This window comes from Acidisoma silvae (genome assembly GCF_020618775.1).
GTDB classification, from domain to species: Bacteria; Pseudomonadota; Alphaproteobacteria; order Acetobacterales; family Acetobacteraceae; genus Acidisoma; species Acidisoma silvae.
This window is the reverse complement of sequence record NZ_JAESVB010000002.1, coordinates 627,980-649,237: the sequence shown is the minus strand read 5'-3', so window position 1 is coordinate 649,237 and position 21,258 is coordinate 627,980. Positions and strand designations below refer to the sequence as shown.

Here is a 21,258-nt window from a genome sequence, read left to right as displayed (position 1 = left end):
GGGAAAGCGAATAAGGGGCGGGGCTATGGCAGGTGAGACGCGCTTCGGCAAGTTGCAGCAGCCTTGCCTCTTAGCGGCGCGGCTCCGGGAGTGCATAAAACGGTTTAATTGATAAATTGAGCGCGGCGGTGCTTGCGTCGGGCCGCGTTTCGATGAACTGCGCCTTTGCACCAGAGGGGCCGTTCTTCATGTTTGCTCGCCTATCGGTATCGCTCGAACGACGACTGACCCTGACCTATTTGCTGGCTTTGGCCATTGTCGCCGGGCTGACCCTCGTCTCGCATATCGTTTTGATGCGCGTGCTGGTCACCCAGAGCGGCGCCGCAGCCATCATCAGCCTGAGCGACCGGCAGCCGATGCTGTCCCAGCGTATCGCCAGCCTTGCCGCCCAATATGCCGATGGCGATCTGGCGATACGTCCTCTGCTGGTGCAGACGATCGACCAGTTCGCCCAGCAGCATGATGAACTGCTGCGTGGGGATAGGGCCTTCGGCCTGATGGCGCCGCGTCTGGGCGATCTGCATGCGCTGTATTTCTCGGGGGACAACCCGGTGCATGGCATGGTCGAGCGCTATGTCGCCGACGCGCGGCAGGTGGCGGCCCTGCCGCCTGGGAGCCCGACCCTGAAGCCCCTGCTGGCGGACCTGTTCGCTGCCGCGGATGGTCCTCTGGTGTTGGGCCTGGGCGAGGTGGTGCAGGCACATCAGCGGCGCAGCGACCAGCAATTGGCGGAACTGGCCGATATGCAGGACGTCACCTTACTGGTGATCCTGATGACCTTGCTGATGGAGGCGCTGACGATCTTCCGGCCAATGGTGCGTTACGTATCGGGCTACGCAAGGCAGCTTTTGACTCTGGCGACGGTCGATCCGCTGACGGACGTGCTCAACCGGCGGGCCTTCATGGATCAAGGCGCCCAGGCGCTGGCGCGGGCCAGAACCGCGGCGGCGCCAGTCAGCGTCTTGATGGTCGATGCCGATCACTTCAAGCGTATCAACGATACCTACGGCCATGCCGGGGGCGACGCCGTCCTGAAAGCGCTGGCCGCGGCGCTGCAGGCGGAAATCGCCGATCCCGGCCTGATCGGCCGCTATGGCGGGGAGGAATTCGTGCTGCTGCTGCCCGATATGGCCGTGGCGGCAGCCTGGGCTTTGGCCGAACGGCTGCGCGCTGCCGTGCTGCGCATGACGGCCGAAAGCGAAGGGCGGCCGATGTCCGTGTCGATCAGTATCGGTCTGGCCAGTGCCGCGGCGGGCGACGAGGGATTGGACAGGCTTCTGCCCCGCGCCGACCAGGCGCTCTACCGTGCCAAAGCCAATGGCCGCAATCGGGTCGAGGTGGCGGAGTGACCTTCGGCCGACCCCGCATCCCGGACAAAGCGGAATCGCAACCATCCCCGGCGCAATCAGGCTGACATCCGCTCAGCATTCCCTTATGTGACGGGCATGACCGACACGCCGCTTTCCCTCATCCGCAATTTTTCCATCATCGCCCATATCGACCATGGCAAGTCGACGCTGGCCGACCGCCTGATTCAGGCGACCGGCGGCCTGACCGCGCGCGAGATGACCGAACAGGTCCTCGACACCATGGAGCTGGAGAAGGAGCGCGGCATCACCATCAAGGCGCAGACCGTGCGCCTGAACTACAAGGCCAATGACGGGCTGACCTATGTCCTGAACCTGATGGACACGCCCGGCCATGTCGACTTCGCGTATGAGGTGAGCCGCAGCCTTGCCGCCTGCGAGGGCTCCCTGCTCGTCGTCGATGCCAGCCAGGGCGTGGAAGCGCAGACGCTCGCCAATGTCTATCAGGCGATCGACGCCGGGCATGAGATCGTCCCGATCCTCAACAAAATCGATCTGCCGGCGGCCGAGCCCGACCGCGTGAAGGAGCAGATCGAGGATGTGATCGGCATCGACGCGTCGGACGCCGTCATGATCAGCGCCAAGACCGGCATCAATATCGAAGGCGTGCTGGAAGCGCTCGTCACCCGCCTGCCGCCGCCGAAGGGCGACCCGGATGCGCCGCTGAAGGCGCTGCTGGTGGATAGCTGGTACGATGCCTATCTCGGCGTCATCATTCTGGTCCGCATCAAGGACGGCAAGCTGCGCCGTGGCCAGAAGATCCGCATGATGGCCAAGGGCGCCGTCCATACCGTCGATCAGGTCGGTGTCTTCCATCCTAAGATGGTGGCGGTGGACGAGCTTGGGCCGGGCGAGATGGGCTATATCAATGCCGCCATCAAGACGGTCGCCGATTGCGATGTGGGTGACACCATCACCGACGACCGCCGTCCGGCCGCTGAGATCCTGGCAGGCTTCAAACCCTCCATCCCCGTCGTCTGGTGCGGCCTCTTCCCGGTCGACGCCGATGATTTCGAGAAGCTGCGCGAATCCTTGGGCAAGCTGCGGCTGAACGACGCCAGCTTCCATTATGAGGCGGAAAGCTCGGCCGCGCTTGGCTTCGGCTTCCGCTGCGGCTTCCTGGGCCTGCTGCATCTGGAAATCATCCAGGAGCGGCTGTCGCGCGAATTCGACCTTGACCTGATCGCGACCGCCCCCTCGGTCGTCTATCATATCTATGACAGCAAAGGCGCGATGACCGAGCTGCACAATCCGGCCGATATGCCCGATGTCATGACCATCGATCATATCGAGGAGCCCTGGATCATCGCGACCATCATGGTGCCGGATGATCACCTGGGCGCCGTGCTGACGCTGTGCAACGAGCGTCGTGGCCAGCAGCAGGATCTGACCTATGTCGGCACCCGCGCCATGGCGGTCTATAAGCTGCCGCTGAACGAAGTGGTCTTCGATTTCTATGACCGGCTGAAGTCCAGCACCAAGGGCTATGCCAGCTTCGACTATCACATGGACAGCTATGCCGAGAGCGACCTCGTCCGCATCTCCATTCTGGTCAATCAGGACCCGGTGGACGCGCTGAGCTTCATCGCCCATCGCTCCCAGGCCGAGTTCCGCGGCCGCGCCATCTGCGCCAAGCTGAAGGACCTGATCCCGAAGCAGCTCTTCAAAATCGCCATCCAGGCGGCGATCGGCGGCCGCATCATCGCGCGTGAGACGATCGGCGCGCTGTCCAAGGACGTCACCGCCAAATGCTATGGCGGCGACATCAGCCGCAAGCGCAAGCTGCTGGAGAAGCAGAAAGAGGGCAAGAAGCGCATGCGGCAGTTCGGCAAGGTGGAAATCCCGCAAAGCGCCTTCCTGGCCGCGCTCAAGATCGACGCCTGACCCTTCGGCCCGGCCCTTGCGGGCTGGGTTCGCAGTCTTGCGTCAGGGCACGGTCGGCCCCGCGCGAAGCTGAGCCGAATTGTGCGGCGGGGGTGTTGCACTGGCGGTCCGGACTGGCTAGGAAGCGCTCCACCGCCGCTGGAGAGATGGCCGAGCGGTTTAAGGCGCACGCTTGGAAAGCGTGTGTGCGTGAAAGCGTACCGTGGGTTCGAATCCCACTCTCTCCGCCACCCGCCACCCGCCACCCGCCGATTACGCGGCGCTGCGCCAGGGCGCGGGCAGCTTGAGTCCTCAATATTTTTGTTGTGCAGCCGGTGTAAGCGGGCTTTCCGGCAGGGTTAGCGCCGCGACGCCTGAGCCCAGCCGGCAATCATGATCAATGCGGAGACAAGCAGCGAATAGCCGCCGGCAGCCATAAGGCTGATCGAGGGCCCTGGCTGGACGAGACCGGACATGTCGCTGGTGAAGCGGTCGCCCCAATAGATCACGGCGGTGACCACAGGCCAGGTCAGAAGCCCGGCCAATAGATAGATCGTGCCGGGACCGCTGCGCGCTTTGCGCCCCATGCTTTTACTCACAGCCTATATCCCTCGATCACTTGGCCCGGGGCCGGTCCGGTGTTCTGGACCAGAGCGGGGCCAGCGTAAACCGCTGCATGGCAAGGGCAGGCGCCTGCCAGATTCCCGCAGAAACCACCATGAAACCGTCCGCGATCGGCAGATAAATGGCTTTTCGTCGAACAAAACGGGGTAATGAGGCTAATCTTTCGATTTTGTTACCGCCACCTGTCTTAAAGTCTCAAATGAGGCTCGATAACGGAGCGAACAGATATTACTTTGGGCGCGCTGCAACGGCGCCACTGGCTAAGTAAGTCGTCGTCTCTTGAACCAGAGAGGCGGGGAGGGCCGCAAAACCTCCCCGCCGCAGTCTTCGTCGTTGAACCAGATCAAGTCGCGAAGACAAGCTATCCGGCTTTAGTGACGGATTCTACTAAAGTCTTAGCCATTTGGGCCCTTGAGGCGCAAATGTGATCGAAAATCGATTAAAAATTAGGTCTTTGGTGTTGGTAGTTGCCGGAGCCGGCCTCGGCCGGGCGCACAAACGGCACCCCCCCCTGAAACGCAAAAGAACGGAGACGGCATCTGCCATCTCCGTCCTTTCGCGTTTAGGCTTGTCGATCCGGATCAGCGCGAGGCGAGGGTCTCTTCCCGCTGCATGACCGGCATCGGAGAGATGTTCGGATGGCTCATCGTCGCCCAGACCACGTTATTGACCGTCGCCGGCTCGTTGATGATGCGGGCGGAGCCCGGAATCAGCTTGCCGTCATGATCGAAATGCAGCGCCACCACCCAATCAAAGGTGTCGTTCGGCCAGTGGCCGCCCGGCAGCATGGTCTTGGGATCGACGCCCAGCGCCGCCATCAGCTTGGCGATCTTGGTGTGATGCCAGGAAATCAGCGTCGTCTGATGCGCCGGGCGCTGCTTCAGCCAGTCCACTAAGGTACCGATCGCATGGTCAGCGCAGGGCTGCTCGATCGGCATATTCATGGCGGCAGCGAGCGGTTCCAGCGTCAGGCGCGGACGGTCGCTTTTATGCGTGTCCTCGGCCGCGACCAGAGCGTCGATATGCACCGGCGCGCCGTTCATCGAGAAATGGGAGAAGTAATCGGCATAGACCTGCGCGCGCATCGAACCGGCCGCGCTCAGCCCTGTGCCGAAGCCAGTCTTCTCGCCATGGCGGACGATCAGGATGGTCGCGTCGCTCAAGCCATTTGTGGCCGGCAGCGCGATATTGCTGTTCAAAAGCCTGGGCGCAGAAGCAACGGCCGGGGTTACCAGCGTCGCCAGAGCCAATCCGCAAGCTGTCAAAGCAAAACGCATCGCCACTCACCTCCTGATGCCGAGGATATTAGACTGTTTCAAACATATGAAACATTGATTTCGTGCAATAGATCGTAACACCCGGGGTGCAGCGATTGCATGTCAGATAATTTTTCCTGCCGCAGCTCAAATGTGCGCGAGGGTTAGACGTGCTGGCCGCCATTGATATGGATTTCGGCGCCATTCACGTAGGACGAGCCGTCGCTGCACAGATAATAGATGGTTTGAGCCACCTCATTGGGCCGGCCCAGCCGCCGCATCGGCACTTCGGCCGAGACCAGGGCGTCGGTGCCAGCTGAGAGGATGGCGGTGTCGATCTCGCCTGGCGCGATGGCATTGGCGCGCACGCCCCGACCGCCGAATTCATGCGCCATTTCGCGGGTGAGAGCCGCCAGCGCCGCCTTCGACGCGGCATAGGCGACGCCCGCGAAAGGATGCACGCGGGATCCGGCGATGGAGGTGACGTTCACAATCGATCCCCCCGCCCGTTCCAGTTCCGGCAGCAGCGCCCGCGCCAGCAAGGCGGTCGAGATCAGATTGACGTTCAGGACCTTCGTCCAAAGGGCGGCATCGCTGTCGATGACACCCAGGCGCTTGCCCTCCGGTCCCTTGGGGGAAATGCCGGCATTATTGACCAAAGCATGCAGCTTGCCACCCTCCAACCGGCTGCGCACATCCTCGGCGAGTGCGGAAAGACCGGACAGGTCTTCAAGATCGGCCTGGATATGGCTTTCCCGCGCATTGGGCCAGCGGCAGAGCGGCGAGAAGGCTTGGCGGGAGACGGTCAGCACCCGCCAGCCGCGTTCCTGAAACAGTTTGACGGTCGCATGACCGATGCCGCGGCTGGCGCCGGTCAGGAGCAGGACGGGCTGGGATTCGGACATGGATAACAACCATTGCGGGAAAGGAACGCAGCCATAGAAGCCGCTCTCCGTTCCCGCTGCAAATCGGCGCGGCCGTCAGCCTGGGCGCGACTTCGACAATAGCCGCGCGAGCGCTGGCCCCGCGATCAGTACGCAGAGAAACCGCGCGATCTGCATGGTCATGACGAAGGGCATGTTCACCTTGCTGGAGGCCGCGATGATGGCGACCGAGTCGGCGCCGCCCGGGCTTGTCGCCAGATAGGCGGTCAAGGGATCGACCCCGGTGACGAGCATCAGAATGGTGCCAAATCCGCCGCAGATCAGGATCAGCGCCAGGATCGAGGTCAATACGCGCGGAAAGACACGTCCGGCATAGCGCAGCACCGAGGCCGAGAAGCGCATGCCGATGCCCCAGCCGACCACGGCATAGCTTACCGCCAGAAGCAAAGGCGGCAATTCCAGATCCAGCGGCGTGAAGACTTTCAGCAGCATGCCGAGAACCATCGGCGTCAGCATGGCGCCGCCGGGGATTTTCAGCCGCACGCCGGCATAGGCGCCGATCAGCGCGATGGCGACGGCCGTCGCCACGGCGGTCCAGGAGGCGGGGGCCGCAAAGAAATGCTCCGTGACGCTGCCGCCGCCATGGCCCAGGAAGCGGGAGACCAGGGTCGCGACCACGGCGCAGGCCACTACCCGCATATACTGCATGAAGGCGACGAGCCGCATATCGGCGCCGAACTGTTCGGACATCAGCGTCATCACCGTCGCGGCGCCGGGGGACGATCCCCAGATCGCCGTCGTGCCCGGCAAGGCGCCGGAGCGGGAGAGCAGCCAGCCGAGCAGGCTGGAGGCAAGCAGCGTGGAGAGCGTGCCGAGCAGAAAGACCGGCCAGTCCGTAGCCATTTCAGGGAAGATCGAGACAGGCAGGTTGATGGCGATCATGGCGCCGACAATGCCCTGGTAGGTGACGAAGACAGGCGGGGCGATGCGGACTGTGCCGTCCTGGCTCGCCATCAGGATAGCAGCGGCCATGGGCCCCAGCAGCAGGGCCGCCGGCAGTTTCATCAGGATCAGCAGGACTGCCAGTGCGAAGGAGAGGGGTACAAGCACGAGCCAGCGCCGCGAGATCGGCCAGGTTTGCGGGCGGAGGGCGCCCAGGGTGCGGGCGCGCTCGGTCGTATCAGACAATGGTCGGTACCAGTGCAATTGGGCGAAGCATGAAAGGCGAGGCGAGGATAGCCTGCCAAAGATGAGATGATGCGCGCATGAGGCGTGAGCATGCTAAAGCTGGGCAAGTCGGCCGTCAGCCGGCCACAGAGCGTGTGCGGGATGAGGGTACAACGGAATGAGCGGATGCTTGTCCCGCGTAAGGGATAGTTGAGGATGGGCTCTCAAAACACAAGCGCGCTGGCCGCAGAGGCGCTCATGCCCAAACGCCAGCGCGGGCGTGATCGGGTCGACGCCATCCTGGCAGCGGCGACCGTGCTTTTCGCCGAAAAAGACTACGAGGCGGTGACGATGACGGAAATCGCCGCCCAGTCCTCGACCGCGATCGGTTCGCTCTATCGTTTCTTCCCGACCAAGGACGTTTTGGTCGCTGGCCTGCTGGAACGCTATGGCGCGACGCTAAGCGTCTCTCTGGCGGAAATCGTTGCCCGCGCGCCGCTATTGACGGCCGAGGCTATGGCAATGGCACTGGTCGCCATGGGTGACAGCCTGCGGCCGCAGCGGACCGTGACGCTGAAGCTGATCGACGTGCCGGATGACAGCATGGTGCGGCGTCAGCAGATGCGCGACACGTTCCAGGATGCGTTGGCTTGTATCCTGACACGCTATGCCGGCAGCCCCTACCGCGCGGATGATGTGGCGGTGCTGCTGATGCTGGGGCTGATGAAGTCTATCTGGTCTTTCGAGGCGGAGACAGAAGCGCAGCGGGACAGTTTCAGTCGGAATGCCGGGCGTATGATTGGCCTGTATCTGGCTGACCTCGGCGGATCGTCTTAGCCGGCTGCCTTCAGCGATCGAAGCGCGGCCAGGACCGCTGCGGACCGCGCATCGCTTCAAAAGCAGCCCCCATGCGCAGCACGCCGGTATCGTCGAAGCGCCGGCCTGCGATCTGTAGGCCGATCGGCATGCTTGAGGTCGAATAGCCGCAATTCACCGATAGCGCCGGCTGCTCGCTCATATTGAAGCCGACGCAATAGCCGATGTGCTCGAAGGGTTTTGCCGGATTGTTGAGCGGGCTGGCATAGTCCGCCGGGAAAGAGACGGTCGGCCAGACCGGCAGAAGCACATAGTCGAAAGGTGCCGTGGCTTTCTGGGTCGCCTGGCTCATGGCCGGGATCTGGGCGAAGCCGCGATAGACGTCCCTGCCGGACAGTTCGTCCCCGCCTTCGATCCAGTCCCGGATATAGGGCAGGATTTTCGCGCGCTGTTCGTCGGACAGGCCTGCGGTGTCCGAACCGAAGCGCGCCCGCCAGAAGCGGTCCAACCCCTCGATCATATCCCGGTTCAGGAAGGGGGCGAGTGGTTCGACGGTCGCCCCTGCATCTGCGAAGAGTCTTGCGGCATTGGTGATTGCGTCGACAACCTCCGGGTCCGGGTCACTACCGATGCCGGTATCGAGGCACAGCCCCAGCTTCAGGCCGCGCAACGGCAGCGGTTCAGCCGACCAGTCCAGGTCAGCAGGCGGCAGGCTCATATAGTCGCGGCTGTCGGGCAGGCTCAGCACCTGCATGGCGAGCGCCGCATCGGCGACGGTGCGGGTGATGGGACCGGCGGCGCGGCCGAGGAAGGGCGGGGAGACCGGAATGCGGCCGAAGCTCGGCTTGAGGGAGACGGCGCCGCACAAAGCGGCGGGCAGGCGTACCGATCCGCCGATATCCGTCCCGATATTGATCGGCGCATAGCCGGCAGCGGTGGCGGCAGACGCCCCGGCGCTGGAGCCGCCGGGATTCATGGCCAGATTCCACGGGTTTCGGGCGAGGCGATGGAAGCTGGACAGTCCGGAGGACAGCATACCGAAATCCGGCATGGTGGTCTTGCCCAGGATGACGGCGCCGCTTTCGCGCAGGCGCGCGGCGGCGGGCGCATCTTCGGTCGCGACCATAGCGTTAACGGCGGCGGTGCCGGCCGGCATCGTCACGCCCTTGGTCGCGATATTCTCTTTCACCGTGACAGGCACGCCGTCCAGCGGCCCGGCCGGCGTGCCGGACTGCCAGCGGGTTTCGGACTGGCGGGCAGCGGCCAGCGCGCCCTCCGGGTCCATCGCCCAGGTGGCGCAAATCTGATCGTCCCAGGCGTCGATACGCGCCAAAGCGGCGCGCGTCACCTCGACAGGGGAAAGCCGCCGCTCCCGATAGGCAGAGACAAGGACAGTCGCCGGCAGATCGGGAAGCTCGCTCATTCCGTCAGGCTAGACCGTGGATTTTGCTCTGTCTGCCCCTTTTGCGAGGATAGGCTCGTTTATTTTTGCGTGATCAAGCGATCAGCCGATATCGTATTTGCGCAGCCAGGCCAGGGCCTGTGCCCAGGCGGCTTGCGCGTCGGCCGCGTTGTAGCTTGGCCGGTAGTCGGCATGAAATCCGTGCCCGGCGTCGGGGTAATAGATGATCTCGACCGTCTTCCCGGCGGCGGCTGCCTTGGCCTGTGCGGCATAGACGTCAGTGGCATGGATGCTGGGGTCACGGCCGCCGTAAAGGCCGAGCAGCGGGCAGTTGAGATTCGCTGCCATGGTGATGGGATTGACGGGCTGGATGGCGCTGGTGGCACCCGCGACGGGACCATAGAAGGCGACCGCCGCTTTCAGCCGCTTGTCATGCTCGGCAAACAGCCAGACATCGCGGCCGCCACGACAGAAGCCCAGCACGGCCACGCGGTCCGCGTCCCCCTTCTGCGCAATGGCCCAATCGACGGTATGGCTGAGGTCGGACAGCATGGTCGCGTCCGGCGCTTTCGAGATGACTTTCGCGACGATTTCCTGCGGATCGGTCATCTTGGAGAGATCGGCGAGGCGGGCGTAAAGCTCGGGTGCGATTGCGAAATAGCCCTGCTTCGCCAGACGCCGGCAAACATCCTTGATATATTCGTGGACGCCGAAAATCTCCTCGACCACGACGACAATAGGCGGGTTTGCAACGCCCGCCGGACGCGCGAAATAGGTGGGCAGGGTGCCGTCCGCGACCGGCATAGCGACCTCGCCGAGATCGAGGCCGTTTGCATCGGTATGGATCGGCGCGGCCTGCGCGCGGGCGGCGGCCAGGGTGAAGCCGGTGATCAGGCTCGTCATGACAAAGCCACGACGGCCGAGCGGCGGCAATCCAGGCGAAGCGAGCTTATCTTCGGGCATCATTCGGGCTCCTGAAAGGGCGCGGGTCGCGTCATCAAGCCTGCGTTACGCCGAGTTTCATGTGCCAGACATAGTGCGGAAACAGGACGCGGTTAGAGGATCGCGCCATGATCAATCGCATAATATCCGCCTCTCTTCTCGCCGGCGCCGGGGCGCTGGCGGTCTTTCTATTCCAGCAGCATTACGCGGCGCCGTCCTGCAGTGCCGATACCGTGACCGCGCTCGCGACCCATCAGGTCGGTGCCGAGCTCGGCCATACCGGCTTCACGCTTACCGATATTCGGGAGACCAGCGGCGGTTTCTTTTCCCGCGTGCGGCAATGCCGGATGGATGTCGCCCCCCTCATCGGGCTGCAAGCCTTCGACAAGGCGCATTGGATGCGCGTGCTCTATTCCGATATTCGCGACGGCAAGACCGACGCGGTGACGGTGGTCGCGCATGTCGCGGGACCGACCGAGGCGGATCTGACGTCTAACGGCTAAAGGCTGAATGGCTTCAGGAGGAGAATGGTGCCCAGGAGTGGAATCGAACCACCGACACTGCAATTTTCAGTCGCATGCTCTACCAACTGAGCTACCTGGGCAACGACGCTCTTGGCGTGGCCGGCTGGGTAGCGCAGCCGGCCGCCGGGATCAAGGGGGGTATCTGCAATCGGGCTGTCACATCGCCGGTCGGCAGCCATCCATTTTAAGCGGTCAGATAGCGTGCCGTCAGATGGGCGGTGAAATCGGAGGATTCCAAGGGCTTGCCCGTGGCCGCCCGCATCAGGTCATTGAAGCCGAGGGAATTGGCGCGTCCGTGGATTTCACGCCTGATCCAGCCGAGCAGGGGCGACAGATCGCCCCTGGCAATGGCATCGTCTACGTCCGGCACGGCGCGGCGGATCGCCGCCATGATCTGGGCTGCGGCCATCGCGCCCAAAGTATAGCTTGGGAAATAGCCGAAGGCGCCGTCATACCAGTGGATGTCCTGCAGGCAGCCGCGACGGTCATCCGGTGGCGTGATGCCGAGCAGGGACTGCATGCCCTCGTTCCAGGCGCCGGGCAGGTCACCCACCGCCAGATCGCCGCTCATCAAGGCGCGTTCCAGCCGGAAGCGCAGGATGACATGGGCCGGGTAGGTCACTTCATTGGCCTCGACGCGAATGAAGCCTCGATCCACCCGGCGCAGCAGACGGCCGAGATTTTCCGTCGCATAGGCGGCTGACTTGCCGCCGAAGGCGGAGGCCAGTTGCGGCCCGAGCCAGGACAGGTAGCCGTCGCTGCGGCAGACCTGCAACTCGATCAGCAGGGACTGGCTTTCATGCGCGGCCATGCCGGCGGCCTCGCCCACGGGTTGGCGGGCATAAGCCGGCGGCAGTCCCGCCTCATACATCGCGTGGCCGGTTTCATGCATCACGCCCATCAGGCTCTGGAAGCATTCGTCTTCCGAGTAGCGGCTGGTGATGCGGTTGTCGGTCGGCGTGCCGCCGCTAAAGGGATGGGCCGAGATATCCAGCCGGGCATGGCGGTAGTCCAGCCCGGCGGCTTCCGACAGGTGCCGGCACAGCGCCTGCTGCGCCGGGATCGGGAAGGGGCCGGACAGGGGCAGCGGCGTGCCGCGCGCGGCCTGAATCGCTTCGGCGCGGGGCAGGGCATCGGCCAGGAAGCCTTCATAGGCCGTGAAGATGGGCTCCACGTCTGCCGCAGCGATGCCGCGCTGATAGAGGTCCATCAGCGCGTCATAGGGGGCCATGCCGAAGGTCTCGCCCAATGCCACCGAGGCTTCCCGGGTCAGGCGCACCACCTCCGCGAGATAGGGCCGCACGACGGCGAAATCGGAGTTTTGACGCGCCACGCGCCAGACGGATTCGCAGGCCGAATTGGCGCGGCTCTGCGCTTCCACCAGGTCGGCGGGCAGGGCGGCGGCCTGTCGCTGGCGGTGGCGCATGAGGGCGAGATTGCCAGCGGCCCAGGGCTCGGTCGGCGGTGCGGTCTCGGCTTCCGCGAGGTCATCGGCGAGTGCCGGTGCGGTCGCGAGTTCATGGGACAGGCCGGACAGCACGGCCAGCTGCTCGCCGCGCGCGGCGGCGCCACCGGGCGGCATCATGACGGAAGCATCCCAGTTCAGCATCGAGATCGCCTCGTTCACGGTCGCGATGCGGGCGAAGCGTGTGGCGAGGCGGTCATAGGCAGTCATGGGAAGTCCTTCCGGTTGGCGGGCCGTGCCGAAGCAGTCACCCAGTCAAACCGGAAACGACGGCGCGGGGCTAGCCCCGCGCGCGGGCGGCCGCGATCAACGGATCGCGTGGCAGAGGGCCAGCGCCAGAAACAGCAGGAACAGATAGAGCAGCGAAAAGCGGAAGGCCTTTCGCGCCGGCGCATGGTCCGAGACGGTATCGCCGCCGGGGCCGCGGCCGTCCTGCATGACGCGGACGGCGTAGTAGATGAACATGCCGCTGAGGATGAGGCTGACGACGAGATAGGGCAGCCCGACAAAGCCGACCATCCAGGGGCTGGCCGCGACGGGCAGCAGGATCAGCGTATAGACCAGGATGTTGATGCGGGTGACGCGCTGGCCGCGCACCACGGGCAGCATCGGCACGCCTGCGCGCTCGTAATCGCCGCTCGCATAAAGCGACAGTGACCAGAAATGCGGCGGCGTCCAGAAGAAGGTGATGGCGAACATCAGGACCGGCACAAGATCGATGCTGCCGGTGACGGCGGCCCAGCCGATGATCGGCGGGAAGGCGCCGGCAGCGCCGCCGATGACGATATTCTGCGGCGTGCGGCGCTTCAGCCACATCGTATAGATCAGCACGTAGAAGGCGATGGAGACCGCCAGCATGCCGGCCGCGACCCAATTGGTGAGGACGAACATGGCGATGACCGAAATGACGGACAGCACGATGCCGTAGATCAGCGCGGGCATCGGCGCCATGCGCCCAGCCGGAATCGGCCGATTGACCGTGCGGCGCATGACGGCGTCGATATCGCGGTCGTACCACATGTTGATGGCGCCGGCCGCGCCCGCGCCGATGGCGATACAGATAACGGCACCGACAGCGACCAGCGGGTTGATATGGCCGGGCGCCAGCAGCATGCCGATGGCGCCAGAGAAAACCACCAGGCTCATCACCCGTGGTTTCAGAAGAGCGATCCAATCCGCAAATGCCGGACCGGCGGTCAAGCTCGGCTCGGCAGACATCGCGGTAGCAGGCTTCTCCATGATCAGGTTTCGTCTTTCCTGTATCTTCCGGAAGCGCTTTCTTTACGGGAAAGACGCCGCGCCGAGTATATGTCGCTTGCCGCTACGGACGATGGCTGCCATGCGGCCGAGCACAGGCATTGTCGTTCTCTGCGACGGTCGCGCTGTCGACTCCCAGTCGACAGCGCGCAGGTTCGCTACCACAGCTGGCTGGTGCAGAGAACTCTTTGCGGACGATGGGACGCGTCCTGGGCGGGGCGCTGCTCTGCGTGGTGGGGCGCGCCGGCGCCCGATCTGCCGCTTAGCTCTGCGGCAGATGCACGAGCGTGAAAATGCCGAAGGGCGCGCAGCCGCGAATGATGGCGCGGTTCTTTTCGGCGGGCGTGAACAAGGCTTCCATCGCAAAGTCCGGATGCCAGCCCAAAGCGTGCGAGGCCGGCGCCATGGCCTGCTCCACCCAGCGGCGCGGACCGGTCTGCGCGATGAAGTGATTGACGAAGAGAAGATGGCCACCCGGACGCACCAGACGGCGCATTTCCGCGATCAGGCGCTTGGGATGCGGCACGACGGAGGCAACAAACATAGCGGCGGCAATATCGAAGCTGTGGTCCGGGAAGCCGGTCGCCTCGGCGTCCATCTCATGCAGGCCGGCGACATGGGACAGGCTCAGCTTGGCGGTGCGCTGGCGAGCGATGGCCAGCATTTCCGAGGACAGATCGATGCCGGTGACGCGTTTCTGGGTGGTGTAGAGCGGCAAAGCGAGGCCGGTGCCGACGCCCACTTCCAGCACGTCGCGGCCGGGCAGGCTATTGACCAGGCGCACGGTTTTTCGCCGCGCCGAGCTTGAGACCGCACCGAACAGATTGTCATAGACACTGGCCCAGCGCTTGTAGGCCGCCTGAACGGCCGCCTTGTCCATCGCCGAATGCGGTTGATGTTCCCCTGTCTCAGAAACCTGCATCCGGAACGGCCCTGCCCTATGAATATTCACCTTCCGGTCGCTGTCGCGCCGGAAGGCGTCTTGATGAGTATCAGCGTTACAAATCCGTGACCAGCCGCCAGGGCCGGTATCGATCCTGAAAAACGCTTTCGGCATATAGGGATGGTGCGCGTCCGGTGCGATCCCGGAACTGCTTCGCGGCGATGGAATCTGCATGGATCGCGCCCAGCACAGCCGGTGAGACGGCAAGCTTGTCCCGTGCGGCCGGGCGGGATTCGAGGATCTCGGCCAAAGCGGCGAGAGCCGCCAGGCCCTCCGCATGATCGCCGGTCAGCAATTCGTGAAGCGGCGGGGCGCGGCGCTGCCGCTGAATTTCACCCAGTCCCAATGCCGAGAAGCCAAGAAATTTGGCGCCGAGCGGGTCGGTCGCCAGACCCGCGTGAAATACATCCGCCAGCATCGGCCGCTGCCGCTGCGGCAGCCCGGCCGGATCGACCAGAATGGCGCCGGCCAGATGGCGCAACCGGATATGCCGCAGGATCGTCGGGATGACCGCGCGGTTGAGCGCCAGCTGCGCATCCTTTTTGCCGCGTTTCTCGGCCGTGGCGCTGCCGGTATCGACATCGATCGCGGTCAGCGCCGGTGTCGGCGTGATGGTGAAGCGGGCGCCGTTCGGCAGGATGACCTCGCTGTCCGCCAGCCCAGCCCAGAGCGATTGCGCCAGCGCGGACTCATCGCCCAATCCGACCGAGACGCGGGGGCGGAGGGCCTGCGGCAGGATCGCGGCCAGGCCCGGCCGGTCGACCAGGATGGCGGCATCGGGATGCAGGTGTGCCAGCTTTTCCACGGCGCCGGGACCGCGCGCCAATACTCGTGGCGGTCCCTCGGCGGCATCGGGCGGCTGTTCCGGCAAAGCGGCCAGACGGCAGCCCTTGCCGCCCTGCGGCCCGCGGGTGACGCGCAGCGCCAGATAGGCGCCTTCGCCCAGGCCCGCGGCGCCTGCCGTGTCCGGCAGAAAACCGTCCGGTTCGGAGCCCGGCAGAGCCACGAAAGCGCCGGCCATGGCAGGCACCACGGTCGTGACCCGCCCGACGATGCGGTCGTCGATGCCGAGCGGTCCGCCGGGGCGCTCGATGGCGGTGTCGAGCGCAGCCTCCCCGCGCACCGCGAGTGCCCGGACTTCGCCCGGACTCGATGTCGCCAGAATCAGGATGGGCTGATTATTTGGCAGGGAGTTTCTCGCCCGGCAGCACGCCCCAGAATTCCGACCGCTGCAGCCACCCGCCGGTATGGCCGGTGCGGACGCGGCACCAGTCGCTGGGCGGGTCGCATTTTTCGATCAGGCCGACGACGCCCGGCATCAGCTGCGCCGCCGGATTGGCGCCGGATGCAGGGCTGCGATAGAGCGTGACCGGCTGAGTGCCGTTGATGACGAAATGCCGATAGCTGACGAGCGTCGCTTCATGCATCCAGCCCTTGGTGCCGTCGGAATCCACCACCAGCCGCCAGACGTCATATTCGCGCAGGATTTCGACCGGCAGACCGACGCGATGATAGACCCAAAGGATTGGGTACTGGTCGCCGGGGCCGACCCGCATGTTCACCTCATCGGCGCGCAGCGAGACGAAGCGTGGCAGGGGCAGGCCAGTCGATGAGCCGATATTGGGATTGAAGACCGGCTTGGCGGGGGGCTTGGCCTGATCCGTGGCGGCCGGCGTCGTGCTGCTATCGGCGCGTGCCGCGATGCTCCAAAGCGCTGGAAAAATCACGAGGCCGGCAAGCACGGAGAGAACAAGGATGCGGCGGGATCGGAAGATCATAGGCCCTGCCTGCCAAGCAAGTGGCCCCGGGTCAAGGAGAGAGGGAAGTTCCTGTCTCAGGCTCAAGCTTCCTTATTCGCCTCGTCCTTATAGCGTGATGATCTGGCTATCCGCGCTTTCGGCCAGAAAAGCCGCGATGCCGCTGACCTGCACGGAGGGCAGCAGCGTGGCGGGCGTCACCCCTTCGGACTTCAACCCGGCATCGCAGGCGACCATGCGGACCTTCTGCTCCAGGCAGGCGTCCCGCAGGTCATCCAGGCCGGCCACGCCTTGAGCGCGAATCGTGCGATCCCGCGCCGCGCCGTCAAGGCCCGACCAGTCGGTCTCCAGCGCGAAACAGCCGCGATTGGTGGCGAAGATCATGGTCCGGCGACCAAGGGCGGCGGCGCTGGCGGCGAGCGCGAAGGCGTAATGCGCGCGCTCATGCGTGCCGGAGATCAGAAGAATGCTCAGTCCGGGCGATTCGCTCATAGGGCCGAGCATACCGGGCAGGCCGGATCGCGCGCCAGCCGTATCATGCGGAAGCGCGTCGCGAGCGCATCCCATAGCACCAGGCGGCCCGACAGGCTTTCCCCGATGCCGGTAATTTCCTTGATGGTTTCGCTGGCCTGGAGCGCGCCCATGACACCGGTAACGGCGCCCAAAACGCCGGCCTCGGCGCAGGAGGGGGCGAAGCCCGGCGGCGGCGCTTCCGGATAGAGGCAGCGGTAGCAGGGGCCGCCGGCATGGGGCTTGAAGACGCTCAGCTGCCCTTCGAAGCGCAGGACGGCGGCCGAAACCAGGGTGCGCTTTGCGGCGACGCAGGCATCGGCCACCAGATAGCGGGTCTGGAAATTGTCCGAGCCGTCGCAGACGATGTCGTAGCGGGGAATAAGGTCCGGCGCGGTCGCCGCATCCAGCCGCAGGCGGTGTTCTTCGATCTTGACCAGAGGATTGATGGCGCGAGCGCCAATGGCGGCGGAGGCCGTTTTGTCCTGCCCCAGCCGGTCGGTGGCATGGGCGATCTGCCGTTGCAGGTTCGACAACTCCACCCGGTCATCATCGACCAGGCCAATGGTGCCGACGCCCGCCGCCGCCAGATACAGCAGAAGCGGTGAGCCGAGACCACCGGCGCCGATGATCAGCACGCGCGCGCGCCGCAGTGCCGCCTGGCCACTGCCGCCCAGTTCGGGCAGCAGGATATGCCGGGAATAGCGCTGAATTTCCTCTTCCGAGAAGTCGAGATCCGTATCGGGCATCCGTGCCGTCACCTTGAGGCGAAACTTGCCTGACCCATGGAAACACCGGGGCGCCTGTCCGGCAAGCGCTTGACCGGGCAATTCGCTATAGCGTTAAGATCGTGTGATAGATTAAGAATATCATCTAATCTCTTCTCGTCATGGGACAATTCGGGATGCGATCTGGACAAGGCTTCGCTACGCGCGGCTTGGCGGCTCGGGTCTGGCTGTCGCTATCGTCTTGCCTGATCCTGGCCGGCTGCGGTGGCGGCCGTTACGCCGCCTATGGGCAGGCGACCTCCATGAGCTGCGTGCCTTATGCGCGGCAGGTCTCGGGCATGCCGTTGCAGGGCGACGCCTGGCAATGGTGGCACGCGGCACGCGGCCGCTATGCCGAGGCCAGCGTGCCGGCGCCCGGCAGCGTGCTGGTGTTCCGGCGCACGGGCCGGCTGCCCAGCGGGCATCTGGCTGTGGTGTCTTCCATCGTCTCGGGGCGTCAGGTCATCGTCGATCAGGCGAATTGGGTGCCCTATCGCATCACCAACAACCAGCCGGTGATGGATGTATCGCCCGGCAATGACTGGTCGGCGGTGCGCGTTTGGTGGCCGCCGTCCCATGCCTGGGGCATCACCGTCTATCCGACCTATGGATTTATCCAGCCGCGCCCGGCCGGCGTGCAACAGGGCGCGCCGATCGCGCAGGCGAACCAGAACGAGCTGCGCGTCGGCAGCTAGCTACTTGCAGTGGCTGGGCAGCAGCTGGAACTGGGCGAGGTCTCCGGCCATGGTGAAATTGCCGAAATCCATCGTCAGCTGATCGGCGACGCCATTGTCCCAATAGCGCATGGCCAGAAGCGTATCGGGCAGCATCTGCGTCGTGTCGGTTCCGTAATAGGCCATATGGACCAGCACGGTCGGCATATGGGCCAAGGGCGCGAAGCTGGTCGGCACCACCTGCCCGTGTTCAGTGATAATGGAGAAGGTGTTTTCCACGGCATCCGTCGCCGTGCCGTCGAAGATCGGCACCGCCAGGAAGGGTTTTCCGGCTTTCGCGGCTGCCAGCACGGCGGCCGTCTGCGCCATGGGAAAGAGCGTGCCGGGCGGCAGCGCCACGCGCCGGGCAGTGGGCTGGGTATAGACGGCGAAGCCGGGCCGGCCCGGCGGCAATTCGGCATAACCCGCGCGTACTTCACGCTGGTCATTGGTGTTCTGGGTGATGCGGAAGCGGAACTGCCGCCCGTCCTTGGATTCCCAGGTGGAATAGTCGGACACCGTATGAGTGTCGCCGCCCTCCCGATCCAGCACCGTCATGTCCAGCCGCTGTTGCGTCGCCCAGCCGGTGCAGCCGTTGATGACCTCGTATTCCATGGCGCCGGCGGCATTGGTGACGCCGCTATTCTCGGTCGAGTCGAGCGTCAGTTTGTAGAAAGCGCGGTGGGCCGCCAGATCGGTCGTGGCGGCGAATGCGGAATGCGCGAAGAACGGCAGGCCCAAGACCAGTCCAAGACAAAAACGGCGGGTGGCAGTCTTCATGAAGGCTTTCAGTCCGGGCGAAAGAGGATAGGGAGCGTCTTGCCGCGCGGTATCCTGCGACACATGGTACATCAAAGCACGATGACAGGGCGGAGCCCATGGCAATATCGACCGCCCACCGCAATTCGCCCGCGCCTGTGTCCCGCCTGCTGACCGTCGGCTACGAGAAGGCCGGATTCGGCGCCTTTGTGGCGACCTTGAAAGCCGCCGGCGTGCAGACGCTGATCGATGTGCGCGATCTGCCGCTGTCGCGCCGCGCCGGCTTCTCCAAGCGACAATTGGCGGCCGGGCTGGACGAGGCTGGCATTGCCTATGTCCATCTTCGTGCGCTCGGCACCCCGGCGCCGGGACGGGAAGCCAATCGCCGCCGCCAATGGCCATTGTTCTGGGAGATTGTGGAGCAAAGCCTGGCACGGCCCGAAGCCCAGGCGGCGCTGAGTGAGGCGGGCGAGATCGCGGCTGCCCGCCTCAGTTGCCTGCTGTGCTACGAAGCCGATGCCTGTATCTGCCATCGTCGGCGGGTGGGCGAGATGCTGCAGCATCGGCATGGCTTTGCTATCGAAAACCTGCGGGTCGAGACGCCTTTCGACCCCGGTTAGCGGCTACAGGCCGGCATCCTCTGCCGCGCGTTCCGCGATGACGCAGAAATCGCGCTCGGCGTCCCCTTTCGCTTCGCTGGCCAGAAAACGGTCGCGCAAGATGGAGGCGAAGGGCAGGGGCACGGCCAGTTCCGCGCCGGCTTCCAGAAACAAGCGATTGTCTTTCGCGCCCAGGCCGAGCTTGGCGCCCGGCGGGTCATAGGCGCCATCGACGATGATGCGCCCGTAATTCTTGTGAACCGGAGCGGTAAAGAAGGACTCCGTCAGCACGCTAAAGATCGTCTCCTTTTCCAACCCGCCCTTGGCTCCGATGGCGAAAACCTCTGCCAACTGCTCGATCGTCGAAAAGATCAGGAAATTGCAGCAGAGCTTCATGAGATTGGCCTGGAAGGGCTGGTCGCCGACGAGGAAGAGTTTCTGGCCCAGATCGGTCAGCACTGGCTTCACGCGTTCGATAGCGGCGGTCTCACCGCCCGCCATCACGAACAGGCTGCCGCTTTCGGCCGCCGGTGGCCGCCCCAGCACGGGAGCGGCGACGAAACCCTGGCCCAGGCCCTGATGGGCTTCGGTCAGCCGCTTCGACAGATCGACCGAAATGGTGCTGCCGGAAATATGGATGCCGCCGCGCGTGAGGCCGGCAAGCACGCCATCTGCGCCGAACACCGTGTTTTCCACCGCGTCGTCATTCGCCAACATGGTGATGACGATGCCGCAGCCGGCGGCGGCGGCCGCGCTGTCGGCAAGGGTGGCGCCATCGGCTGCCAGCGCCTCGGCCTTCTGCCGGGTGCGATTATAGACGGTGACCTTATGCCCGGCGCGCAGCAGCGTGCGCGCCATGCCGCTGCCCATGGGGCCGGTACCGATCAATCCGATATCCATCTGCTTGGTCCTTGTCTGAAGCATTCGAAACGTGAGGGCGCGCCGCGCCTAGGCCAGGGCTGTCATCGTGAAGGATATTGCCGAAACCACCTTCTCCCCGGTATTTGTAGAGCCGTGGAAAATCTTCTCAGCGGTTACCGTCGTTTTCGTCACACAGTCTGGCCCAGCCGCCGCGAGCGGTTTGAGGCTTTGGCCAAGCTTGGCCAAAAGCCGGAAACGCTTGTCATCGCCTGTTCGGACAGCCGGGTCGATCCGGCCATGGTGTTCGACGTGGGACCGGGCGAGCTTTTCATTGTTCGCAACGTCGCCAATCTGGTGCCGCCCTACGAGGAAGACACCGCCTTCCACGGCACCAGTGCCGCCATCGAGTTCGCCGTCCGCGTGCTGGGCGTGCGCAATATCATTGTCATGGGACATGCCATGTGCGGTGGCATCCATGCGCTGCTGCATCCGGCCTCGGCCGAGCGGTTGGACTTCATGTCCTCCTGGGTCGAGATCGCGGCGGAAGCGCGCGACCGCGTGCTGGCCTGCGAGCCGGTGGAAGAAGAGCAACAGACATTGTGCGAGCTGGAAGCCATCAAGCTGTCGCTGCGTAACCTGATGACCTTCCGCTGGATCGCATCGCGCGTGAATGAGGGCAGCCTGACGCTGCATGGTACGTCCTTTGATATTCGCACGGGCGTGCTGTCGCGGTTGAATGACGCGGGTGACTTCGTCCCGGCGGAATAAGCGGCGCGCGGCTG

22 protein-coding genes and 2 tRNA genes are annotated in these 21,258 nt (G+C 64.6%); 8 read left to right on the top strand and 16 right to left on the bottom strand.

Features of this window, described 5'->3' with window-relative positions; genetic code table 11:
- The first annotated feature begins 188 nt into the window (after positions 1-188).
- From ASILVAE211_RS07725 to ASILVAE211_RS07715, 3 genes are all read left to right on the top strand, one after another.
- On the top strand, positions 189-1,349 hold the full coding sequence (locus ASILVAE211_RS07725; RefSeq protein WP_227320703.1) for a diguanylate cyclase: 1,161 nt from the start codon (positions 189-191) through the stop codon (positions 1,347-1,349).
- 96 nt (positions 1,350-1,445) lie between these two features.
- Positions 1,446-3,251: a translation elongation factor 4 gene (gene lepA / locus ASILVAE211_RS07720; protein WP_227320702.1), complete on the top strand. Its 1,806-nt coding sequence runs from the start codon at positions 1,446-1,448 to the stop codon at positions 3,249-3,251.
- A gap of 140 nt (positions 3,252-3,391) precedes the next feature.
- Positions 3,392-3,481 (top strand) — tRNA-Ser (locus tag ASILVAE211_RS07715).
- Positions 3,482-3,589: 108 nt separating this feature from the next.
- Here the strand turns inward: ASILVAE211_RS07715 and ASILVAE211_RS07710 are convergent.
- The 4 genes from ASILVAE211_RS07710 to ASILVAE211_RS07695 all read right to left on the bottom strand — a co-directional run bounded on the left by ASILVAE211_RS07710 (position 3,590) and on the right by ASILVAE211_RS07695 (position 7,182).
- Complete coding sequence (locus tag ASILVAE211_RS07710; RefSeq protein WP_227320701.1) at positions 3,590-3,829, bottom strand: hypothetical protein; 240 nt, start codon at positions 3,827-3,829, stop codon at positions 3,590-3,592.
- Positions 3,830-4,435: 606 nt separating this feature from the next.
- Positions 4,436-5,131: a hypothetical protein gene (locus tag ASILVAE211_RS07705; protein ID WP_227320700.1), complete on the bottom strand. Its 696-nt coding sequence runs from the start codon at positions 5,129-5,131 to the stop codon at positions 4,436-4,438.
- Positions 5,132-5,274: 143 nt separating this feature from the next.
- Positions 5,275-6,015, bottom strand: a complete 741-nt coding sequence (locus ASILVAE211_RS07700) for an SDR family NAD(P)-dependent oxidoreductase (protein ID WP_227320699.1) — start codon at positions 6,013-6,015, stop codon at positions 5,275-5,277.
- 75 nt (positions 6,016-6,090) lie between these two features.
- Positions 6,091-7,182, bottom strand: a complete 1,092-nt coding sequence (locus ASILVAE211_RS07695; protein ID WP_227320698.1) for an AbrB family transcriptional regulator — start codon at positions 7,180-7,182, stop codon at positions 6,091-6,093.
- 237 nt (positions 7,183-7,419) lie between these two features.
- Here ASILVAE211_RS07695 and ASILVAE211_RS07690 point away from each other — a divergent pair, with 237 nt between their 5' ends.
- A complete protein-coding gene (locus ASILVAE211_RS07690) occupies positions 7,420-7,998 on the top strand; it encodes a TetR/AcrR family transcriptional regulator (protein ID WP_227320697.1) in 579 nt (192 codons plus the stop codon).
- Positions 7,999-8,008: 10 nt separating this feature from the next.
- Here ASILVAE211_RS07690 and ASILVAE211_RS07685 read toward each other — a convergent pair whose 3' ends face one another.
- Positions 8,009-9,400, bottom strand: coding sequence for an amidase (locus ASILVAE211_RS07685; RefSeq protein WP_227320696.1), 1,392 nt, complete (start codon positions 9,398-9,400; stop codon positions 8,009-8,011).
- A gap of 81 nt (positions 9,401-9,481) precedes the next feature.
- Positions 9,482-10,342 carry a dienelactone hydrolase family protein gene (locus ASILVAE211_RS07680; protein WP_227320695.1) on the bottom strand — a complete coding sequence of 287 codons (861 nt, stop codon included), beginning with the start codon at positions 10,340-10,342 and terminating at the stop codon, positions 9,482-9,484.
- A gap of 107 nt (positions 10,343-10,449) precedes the next feature.
- On the opposite strand from ASILVAE211_RS07680, the gene ASILVAE211_RS07675 reads away from it, so the two are divergent.
- Positions 10,450-10,824, top strand: a complete 375-nt coding sequence (locus ASILVAE211_RS07675; protein WP_227320694.1) for a hypothetical protein — start codon at positions 10,450-10,452, stop codon at positions 10,822-10,824.
- Between the two features lie 25 nt (positions 10,825-10,849).
- Here the strand turns inward: ASILVAE211_RS07675 and ASILVAE211_RS07670 are convergent.
- The 8 genes from ASILVAE211_RS07670 to ASILVAE211_RS07635 all read right to left on the bottom strand — a co-directional run bounded on the left by ASILVAE211_RS07670 (position 10,850) and on the right by ASILVAE211_RS07635 (position 17,526).
- Positions 10,850-10,925: transfer RNA gene (locus ASILVAE211_RS07670), tRNA-Phe, on the bottom strand.
- Between the two features lie 104 nt (positions 10,926-11,029).
- Positions 11,030-12,520 (bottom strand): carboxypeptidase M32, encoded by a 1,491-nt coding sequence (locus ASILVAE211_RS07665; RefSeq protein ID WP_227320693.1) that lies wholly within the window; start codon positions 12,518-12,520, stop codon positions 11,030-11,032.
- Positions 12,521-12,616: 96 nt separating this feature from the next.
- Positions 12,617-13,549, bottom strand: coding sequence for a heme o synthase (locus ASILVAE211_RS07660; RefSeq protein ID WP_406566025.1), 933 nt, complete (start codon positions 13,547-13,549; stop codon positions 12,617-12,619).
- Positions 13,550-13,829: 280 nt separating this feature from the next.
- The gene (locus ASILVAE211_RS07655; protein ID WP_227320692.1) at positions 13,830-14,489 is read right to left on the bottom strand and encodes a class I SAM-dependent methyltransferase; all 660 of its coding nucleotides are present in this window, start codon (positions 14,487-14,489) and stop codon (positions 13,830-13,832) included.
- 76 nt (positions 14,490-14,565) lie between these two features.
- The gene (locus tag ASILVAE211_RS07650; RefSeq protein WP_227320691.1) at positions 14,566-15,633 is read right to left on the bottom strand and encodes a ribonuclease E/G; all 1,068 of its coding nucleotides are present in this window, start codon (positions 15,631-15,633) and stop codon (positions 14,566-14,568) included.
- A gap of 55 nt (positions 15,634-15,688) precedes the next feature.
- Positions 15,689-16,288 (bottom strand): SH3 domain-containing protein, encoded by a 600-nt coding sequence (locus ASILVAE211_RS07645; RefSeq protein WP_227320690.1) that lies wholly within the window; start codon positions 16,286-16,288, stop codon positions 15,689-15,691.
- 87 nt (positions 16,289-16,375) lie between these two features.
- Positions 16,376-16,759, bottom strand: coding sequence for a DsrE/DsrF/DrsH-like family protein (locus tag ASILVAE211_RS07640; protein WP_227320689.1), 384 nt, complete (start codon positions 16,757-16,759; stop codon positions 16,376-16,378).
- Positions 16,756-17,526 (bottom strand): HesA/MoeB/ThiF family protein, encoded by a 771-nt coding sequence (locus ASILVAE211_RS07635; RefSeq protein ID WP_227320688.1) that lies wholly within the window; start codon positions 17,524-17,526, stop codon positions 16,756-16,758. The genes ASILVAE211_RS07640 and ASILVAE211_RS07635 overlap by 4 nt, the downstream gene beginning before the upstream one ends.
- Positions 17,527-17,681: 155 nt before the next feature.
- Between ASILVAE211_RS07635 and ASILVAE211_RS07630 the strand changes: the two genes are divergently transcribed.
- On the top strand, positions 17,682-18,239 hold the full coding sequence (locus tag ASILVAE211_RS07630; protein WP_227320687.1) for a CHAP domain-containing protein: 558 nt from the start codon (positions 17,682-17,684) through the stop codon (positions 18,237-18,239).
- On the opposite strand, the gene ASILVAE211_RS07625 is transcribed toward ASILVAE211_RS07630, so the two are convergent.
- Positions 18,240-19,037, bottom strand: a complete 798-nt coding sequence (locus tag ASILVAE211_RS07625) for an EipB family protein (RefSeq protein ID WP_227320686.1) — start codon at positions 19,035-19,037, stop codon at positions 18,240-18,242.
- Positions 19,038-19,135: 98 nt separating this feature from the next.
- Between ASILVAE211_RS07625 and ASILVAE211_RS07620 the strand changes: the two genes are divergently transcribed.
- Complete coding sequence (locus ASILVAE211_RS07620) at positions 19,136-19,636, top strand: DUF488 domain-containing protein (RefSeq protein ID WP_227320685.1); 501 nt, start codon at positions 19,136-19,138, stop codon at positions 19,634-19,636.
- 3 nt (positions 19,637-19,639) lie between these two features.
- On the opposite strand, the gene ASILVAE211_RS07615 is transcribed toward ASILVAE211_RS07620, so the two are convergent.
- On the bottom strand, positions 19,640-20,539 hold the full coding sequence (locus tag ASILVAE211_RS07615) for an NAD(P)-dependent oxidoreductase (protein WP_227320684.1): 900 nt from the start codon (positions 20,537-20,539) through the stop codon (positions 19,640-19,642).
- 90 nt (positions 20,540-20,629) lie between these two features.
- Here ASILVAE211_RS07615 and ASILVAE211_RS07610 point away from each other — a divergent pair, with 90 nt between their 5' ends.
- Complete coding sequence (locus ASILVAE211_RS07610) at positions 20,630-21,244, top strand: carbonic anhydrase (protein WP_227320683.1); 615 nt, start codon at positions 20,630-20,632, stop codon at positions 21,242-21,244.
- The last annotated feature ends 14 nt before the right edge of the window (positions 21,245-21,258 follow it).

Bases quoted from the DNA above. Each gene is read 5' to 3' on its own strand.
- ASILVAE211_RS07725 (WP_227320703.1), top strand. From the start codon at position 189: ATGTTTGCTCGCCTATCGGTATCGCTCGAACGACGACTGACCCTGACC.
- lepA (WP_227320702.1), top strand. From the start codon at position 1,446: ATGACCGACACGCCGCTTTCCCTCATCCGCAATTTTTCCATCATCGCC.
- ASILVAE211_RS07705 (WP_227320700.1), bottom strand. From the start codon at position 5,131: ATGCGTTTTGCTTTGACAGCTTGCGGATTGGCTCTGGCGACGCTGGTA.
- ASILVAE211_RS07700 (WP_227320699.1), bottom strand. From the start codon at position 6,015: ATGTCCGAATCCCAGCCCGTCCTGCTCCTGACCGGCGCCAGCCGCGGC.
- ASILVAE211_RS07690 (WP_227320697.1), top strand. From the start codon at position 7,420: ATGCCCAAACGCCAGCGCGGGCGTGATCGGGTCGACGCCATCCTGGCA.
- ASILVAE211_RS07685 (WP_227320696.1), bottom strand. From the start codon at position 9,400: ATGAGCGAGCTTCCCGATCTGCCGGCGACTGTCCTTGTCTCTGCCTAT.
- ASILVAE211_RS07680 (WP_227320695.1), bottom strand. From the start codon at position 10,342: ATGCCCGAAGATAAGCTCGCTTCGCCTGGATTGCCGCCGCTCGGCCGT.
- ASILVAE211_RS07675 (WP_227320694.1), top strand. From the start codon at position 10,450: ATGATCAATCGCATAATATCCGCCTCTCTTCTCGCCGGCGCCGGGGCG.
- ASILVAE211_RS07665 (WP_227320693.1), bottom strand. From the start codon at position 12,520: ATGACTGCCTATGACCGCCTCGCCACACGCTTCGCCCGCATCGCGACC.
- ASILVAE211_RS07660 (WP_406566025.1), bottom strand. From the start codon at position 13,549: ATGGAGAAGCCTGCTACCGCGATGTCTGCCGAGCCGAGCTTGACCGCC.
- ASILVAE211_RS07655 (WP_227320692.1), bottom strand. From the start codon at position 14,489: ATGCAGGTTTCTGAGACAGGGGAACATCAACCGCATTCGGCGATGGAC.
- ASILVAE211_RS07645 (WP_227320690.1), bottom strand. From the start codon at position 16,288: ATGATCTTCCGATCCCGCCGCATCCTTGTTCTCTCCGTGCTTGCCGGC.
- ASILVAE211_RS07640 (WP_227320689.1), bottom strand. From the start codon at position 16,759: ATGAGCGAATCGCCCGGACTGAGCATTCTTCTGATCTCCGGCACGCAT.
- ASILVAE211_RS07635 (WP_227320688.1), bottom strand. From the start codon at position 17,526: ATGCCCGATACGGATCTCGACTTCTCGGAAGAGGAAATTCAGCGCTAT.
- ASILVAE211_RS07630 (WP_227320687.1), top strand. From the start codon at position 17,682: ATGCGATCTGGACAAGGCTTCGCTACGCGCGGCTTGGCGGCTCGGGTC.
- ASILVAE211_RS07625 (WP_227320686.1), bottom strand. From the start codon at position 19,037: ATGAAGACTGCCACCCGCCGTTTTTGTCTTGGACTGGTCTTGGGCCTG.
- ASILVAE211_RS07620 (WP_227320685.1), top strand. From the start codon at position 19,136: ATGGCAATATCGACCGCCCACCGCAATTCGCCCGCGCCTGTGTCCCGC.
- ASILVAE211_RS07615 (WP_227320684.1), bottom strand. From the start codon at position 20,539: ATGCTTCAGACAAGGACCAAGCAGATGGATATCGGATTGATCGGTACC.